The organism is Cellvibrio sp. (assembly GCF_053579595.1).
Genome location: NZ_JBRFPI010000333.1, coordinates 1 through 5,197, shown reverse-complemented (window position 1 = coordinate 5,197; position 5,197 = coordinate 1). Strand labels below are relative to the sequence as shown.

8 protein-coding genes are annotated in these 5,197 nt (G+C 49.0%); 2 read left to right on the top strand and 6 right to left on the bottom strand.

Annotated elements, in window-relative coordinates; all coding sequences use genetic code 11:
- The 5 genes from ACWA6V_RS17020 to purE all read right to left on the bottom strand — a co-directional run.
- The coding region (locus tag ACWA6V_RS17020) for an MCP four helix bundle domain-containing protein (protein WP_449523612.1) at positions 1 to 901 on the bottom strand (901 nt) is incomplete at its 3' end.
- Positions 902 to 1,168: 267 nt separating this feature from the next.
- Entirely contained in the window at positions 1,169 to 1,543 is a 375-nt protein-coding gene (locus ACWA6V_RS17015; protein ID WP_449523611.1) for a hypothetical protein, read from the bottom strand.
- Between the two features lie 23 nt (positions 1,544 to 1,566).
- Complete coding sequence (locus tag ACWA6V_RS17010; RefSeq protein ID WP_449523610.1) at positions 1,567 to 2,247, bottom strand: glutathione S-transferase family protein; 681 nt, start codon at positions 2,245 to 2,247, stop codon at positions 1,567 to 1,569.
- A 134-nt stretch (positions 2,248 to 2,381) separates the two neighbouring features.
- Positions 2,382 to 3,458 (bottom strand): 5-(carboxyamino)imidazole ribonucleotide synthase, encoded by a 1,077-nt coding sequence (purK, locus tag ACWA6V_RS17005; protein WP_449523609.1) that lies wholly within the window; start codon positions 3,456 to 3,458, stop codon positions 2,382 to 2,384.
- A gap of 67 nt (positions 3,459 to 3,525) precedes the next feature.
- On the bottom strand, positions 3,526 to 4,017 hold the full coding sequence (purE, locus tag ACWA6V_RS17000; RefSeq protein ID WP_449523608.1) for a 5-(carboxyamino)imidazole ribonucleotide mutase: 492 nt from the start codon (positions 4,015 to 4,017) through the stop codon (positions 3,526 to 3,528).
- A gap of 199 nt (positions 4,018 to 4,216) precedes the next feature.
- Here purE and ACWA6V_RS16995 point away from each other — a divergent pair, with 199 nt between their 5' ends.
- Both ACWA6V_RS16995 and ACWA6V_RS16990 read left to right on the top strand, forming a co-directional pair.
- Complete coding sequence (locus tag ACWA6V_RS16995; protein WP_449523607.1) at positions 4,217 to 4,474, top strand: type II toxin-antitoxin system Phd/YefM family antitoxin; 258 nt, start codon at positions 4,217 to 4,219, stop codon at positions 4,472 to 4,474.
- Positions 4,471 to 4,764 carry a type II toxin-antitoxin system RelE/ParE family toxin gene (locus ACWA6V_RS16990; protein WP_449523606.1) on the top strand — a complete coding sequence of 98 codons (294 nt, stop codon included), beginning with the start codon at positions 4,471 to 4,473 and terminating at the stop codon, positions 4,762 to 4,764. The genes ACWA6V_RS16995 and ACWA6V_RS16990 overlap by 4 nt, the downstream gene beginning before the upstream one ends.
- 50 nt (positions 4,765 to 4,814) lie before the next feature.
- Here the strand turns inward: ACWA6V_RS16990 and ACWA6V_RS16985 are convergent.
- The coding region (locus tag ACWA6V_RS16985) for a PolC-type DNA polymerase III N-terminal domain-containing protein (RefSeq protein ID WP_449523605.1) at positions 4,815 to 5,197 on the bottom strand (383 nt) is incomplete at its 5' end.

Genomic DNA, 5,197 nt, shown 5'->3' with positions numbered 1-5,197 from the left:
CTTCAATGCTTGCGGCCTGTTGTGTTGCCGCCTGGCTGAGCGACTGCGCTGTCGCACTTAATTCTTCAGAAGCGGAGGAAAGTGAATCAGCAGTGGAGCGTACATCGCCAATAATTTCCGATAATTTAGTAACCATTTGTCTGATAGCAAACAGAATGCTGCTTTGGTCCTTGGGATCAAGGTTCACTTTTACCCAGAGGTCACCTTCTGCAATACAATAAATAACATCGGCGGTGTAATTGGGTTCACCACCCAATTGCCGCAGCAAACTTCGTGTGATGACAAAGCTGAGTAATATAGCGATGAGGATGGCGGAGACGATAATAATGCTATTGAGCCTGAGCGTGTCGTGATAGCGTTTGGTGGAGCGTTCGTACTCTTGCTTGGCGACGGTCACCTGCAATTTATTGAGTTCAGTAAATACTTCGTTGAGTGGGTCGAAGATCGGGTAAATTCCAGTTTGGGTAAAACCGTTGATTGCCTCTACATTATTGCTGCTGTACCACTTCTGTAAATCTGCTAATTGTTGATGGGTTTTATCAATGAGCGGAGCTGCTTTTTTGATGAGTACTTTTTCTTCATCAATCAAAAAAGTAGTTAGATAATATTCCCAGAGTTTATCCGTATTGGGTAAAACCTCTTGGGTAATTTTTAGTGCTTCTTGCGTAGTCATTATGCCCTTGACGGTTTTCTGTGGGACATCGACTAGTATGAGCGCAAAGTTATCAATCACCTCTTTCAGGTCGCGCATAGGTTCAACACGATCCACATAAACGGTGTGCATGCCCTGGTTTGCATCGCTCATGCCTTTAATACCCATGGCACCGATGAGGATCATAAATGCCAGCAGTATGCCTGCGAGCATAGAGAGGCGCAGGGCGACTTTCATATTATTGAACATGGAGAAACTCCTTGATGCGAGATCGGGCACCGGGAGCCAATGATTATTGGACAATAATTTTTATAGAAAATGATCCAAAAAAAGGCTTCCGGCGTAGCGGTTGCTGCTATGAACCTTAGTAAGCAAGAAGAAGTTTGTCAAAAACTGTAATGGCTTTAGATGGCCTTGCACCATAAATGAGCATCCCTCTGGGATAGGAGATGGCTGCGGCAGTGGGGTTGACTGTGGTGAGGTGAGTTGTTCGGGAATGAGAGCAGTGGCAAGTGGTTATTTTTGCGCGAGTAACCAGAGCTTTGCACTCTCGACGTCATGAAACAATTTGCCATAGCTGACTGAACGATTAGCGAGTACGTTGTATACGAATTCGGTGGTCTCGCGGGTGCGCGGGTTGTTATCTACCCAGGCAAATTGATACTTGGTTGTAATTCCGAGTTTTTTAAACATTGCCGGGTGGTCAAATGCTTCGAGCGTGGTTACAGAGTCGAGCAGGTATTGCTCACCAAGCACCCGGTAACATTGATATTGCTCACAAGCAGCAACCACTTGCTGCCAAAAGTACAACGCATTCTCGTAATTGCCGATGCCTCTCACCTTTACGTGAAGATAGTTTTCATGCGGTGTGACATTAATTTCCAATTTCATTAGTGCGAATACTCTGTTTGGGACTAGTGGCGAAAGTCGGCAAGTAATTTTCCTGCAGCGAGAATTTCCTGCTCGTGTTCTGGTTCACGCCAGGTTTCTGCCAAGCCGCTTGCATACCATTCCTGCATGGCTGGCAGATTCAATAAGCGCACAAGATATTCTTTTGCATCCCCGTTTAATGACAAACCGTATGTCTGAAAGCGAAACGCAACCGGTGCAAAAAACGCATCGACAGCGGTAAATTTTTCGCCGGCTAAAAATGCCCCTCCAAATTTACGCAGGCCTTCATTCCAGAGTTCATCAATGCGGGCGATATCTTTTTGCAGTGCAGGGGATATTGCGTGTAGCTGAATACGATGGCCACAGCTCATGCTGCAATTGTTGCGCAGGGCTTGAAAGCCCGAGTGCATTTCTGCGCTGGCGGAACGTGCCCAGGCGCGCGCTGTTTTATCGGCTGGCCAGACCTGTGGATAAGCCTCAGCGAGATATTCGGCTATAGCGAGAGAATCCCACACCGTTTGCTCGCCATCTTGCAAACAGGGCACTCTGCCGTTGGGGGAAAACTTCCGATAGCTATCCCAACTGCTGCCAACATCCAACGGATGAATTTGCTCGGCAAAGGGAATGGCGAGTGTACGCATCAGCACCCAGGGGCGCAGCGACCAGGAGGAATAATTTTTGTTGGCGATATGCAAAGTGAACATCGTATGACTCCTTGTAAGATGCAAGCTGAAAGATGACAGAACCTATCACAATTCCCGCTATGCAAGATGCAAACATTAACCAAGACTTACAAAAAAACCAGAGTTTTTCGGGCTCTGGTTTGTGCGGGAGTGTTTTACAGTGTGGCGAGCCCGTTCAGGCTCCAGTCGATAGCTTCGCGGTAGTGGTGTTCGGGGAGTAAATCGCCGAGTAAAACCAGTGTCTCGCGGATCTCGGTAATGTTGTTGCTGACAATATTGATGTGCCCGACCTTGCGGCCTGCGCGCACCTCTTTACCGTACCAGTAGGTGCGGGCGCAGGGCAGGTCGCGCCACGCCGGATTGTAGTCGGTGCCGATGAGATTGATCATCACATTCTGGCCGACCACTTGTGGAGCAGGCGTTGCCATTCCGGCAACGGCGCGCAGGTGATATTCGAACTGGCTGATGCTGGCACCCGCTTGGGTCCAGTGACCAGAGTTGTGTACGCGCGGCGCCAATTCGTTAATTAATAATTGATCGCCAACACGGAAAGTTTCCATCGCCATGACGCCGACATAATCTAGCGCATTTAAAATTTTGCCGAGCATTTCTTCAGCTTGCGCTTGCAGCGGTTGCAAGCGTGCGAGTGGTGCAATCGAGGCGTAGAGAATTCCGCTGAGGTGCAGGTTCAAAGTGAGCGGATAAAACACGCATTCGCCTTGTTGGTTGCGCACGCCAACTAATGACACTTCTTCATCGAAGTTGATGGCTTGTTCAGCGATGGCTTCGCCCTGCCAATCATCTGGGACTTCGTCTTCATCGGTGCGCAGCCAGTGTTGGCCGCGGCCGTCATAACCACCGGTGCGACGTTTAAGCAGTACGCGTTCGCCGAGTTGGTCACGCAATTCGTTGGCGGTGATGTCATTGGCCACATTGCGCCAGGGAGCAGTCGCAATACCGAGTGAATCGATCAATTCTTTTTGGGTTTTGCGATCAGCCAGGCGGCCGAAGATATTCTGGTTGATGAAGCGCGGGTGTTGGGCAAGGGCATGAGTCACCAGTGTTTCCGGCCACTGTTCGCGCTCGGCGGTAACCACGTCATTGGGAGAAAGTGCAGGTGCTGTGCCTTCATTAATATCCACCGGGCACACATCCAGAGCCAATGGCATACCGGCGTGCTTGAGCATCGCACCCAATTGGCCTGCACCTAATACCCAAATTCGTTGACTCATGCCTAACCTCGAAACGCGCTTACTAAATGCAAAGGGAAATGACTGATCGCGACTTATCGGTCACGACCTACTGATCACGAGGGTCTGGATTATCCAACACCGCTTGGGTCTGGTCGTGGCGGAACTGGTCGATTTTGGTCGCCAGCGCAGGATCAGTCACCGCCAGGATTTGGCAGGCAAGCAAACCAGCGTTAAACGCACCGGCCACACCAATCGCCAAGGTACCCACGGCAATGCCTTTGGGCATCTGCACTATAGAATAGAGGCTATCCAAGCCACTGAGCGCTTTACTTTGGACAGGTACGCCCAGCACTGGCAAACGGGTGTGCGCTGCGACCATACCTGGCAAATGCGCTGCACCACCTGCACCGGCGATAATCACCGCATAGCCATTATCCACCGCGGTTTCCGCAAATTCAGTCAGCTTCTGTGGGGTGCGATGGGCTGAAACCACCTCGGTGTGATACTCAACACCCATCTGCTCCAGTATCTCTACTGCTGCCTGCATGGTGGCCCAATCGCTCTTGGAACCCATAATCACCGCAACTTTTCTTGCCATAGCGCTTGCCCGAATGCGTGAAACTCAATAAGTGTAAGCCCAAAAAATGGGCCGGAAACGGAAAAAAGGCGCGCATATTAGCACGATGCTGGTGTGATGCCGAATGCATTCTTTGCCCAGCCTTGACTGCTAGATGAACAACTGGATAAAGTGATCAAAATGATTAAATTAATTAAAATGATCAATGTGAGGATGCGTAATGGAAATCCTAAACGCCAGTGATGCCAAGCGCGAATTTGGCGATCTTCTCTTAAAAGTTCAAAGTGCGCCCGTGGGCATTAACAAAAATGGTAAGCCGGTAGCAGTGATGCTTTCTTACACTGAATACGAGCAGCTTGCCGCCTATAAAACCGAGCAACTTAAAGCACAGATTCAGCAAGGTATTGCGGATTTAGAAGCTGGTCGCATCGCGAGCGGAAATGTTGTGCTTGAGCGTCTGCGTCAGCGAGTGAAATGATGGCCACTTTTTATTTCACGGAGCAAGCGGAAAAGGACTTGGAAGCTATTATCGATTTTACCGTCCAGCGCTGGGGTGTAGCGCAGTCGCATAACTATGTAGATGACTTGGAGGCACTTGCTAAGATACTCGCGGATAACCCTCTGCTGGGAACTGAGCGCGATGAGTTGTCCCAAGGGCTGCGCAGCTTTCCCTATCAAAGCCATTTGCTTTTTTATGTGCTGCAAAAAGACGGAATTGCGATTGTGCCGGTGCTGCATATGAGTGTGGATGTGGTGCGATATTTTTAATATTTGTATGGTGGAGTCGCGCGCACTCCACCGTAGGTATTGTGAATCAATTAAATATCTGAAACTTTCCATTGAGTTTTAACAAGGTTGGAGAGTTTTGAATAGAGATCTTGTTTTAATAATGCAATGATATCGGGCGGTAAATAGCCCTCAACCGTTACTTGAACCTCCCAGTGTTCTTCTTTATACCGTACAACCACATCCTCTACGAGAATACGCTGTTGATTGTACTCCCCATCACCCTCTCGCTCTGGTAATGGCTCGAACTTGAGTGGTGGTTGATATAGCGATTTCAGTGTTGGCAAATCAGGATGATGGCCTAGTTGATCAATCAGTTTCACTAAATCACGGTCATACTCTGATTTCCAATTCATCTCCTGATGCCAAAGGAGTTGGCGAAGCTCCCATAAAAGATTGTATTTTTTGTCAGCCC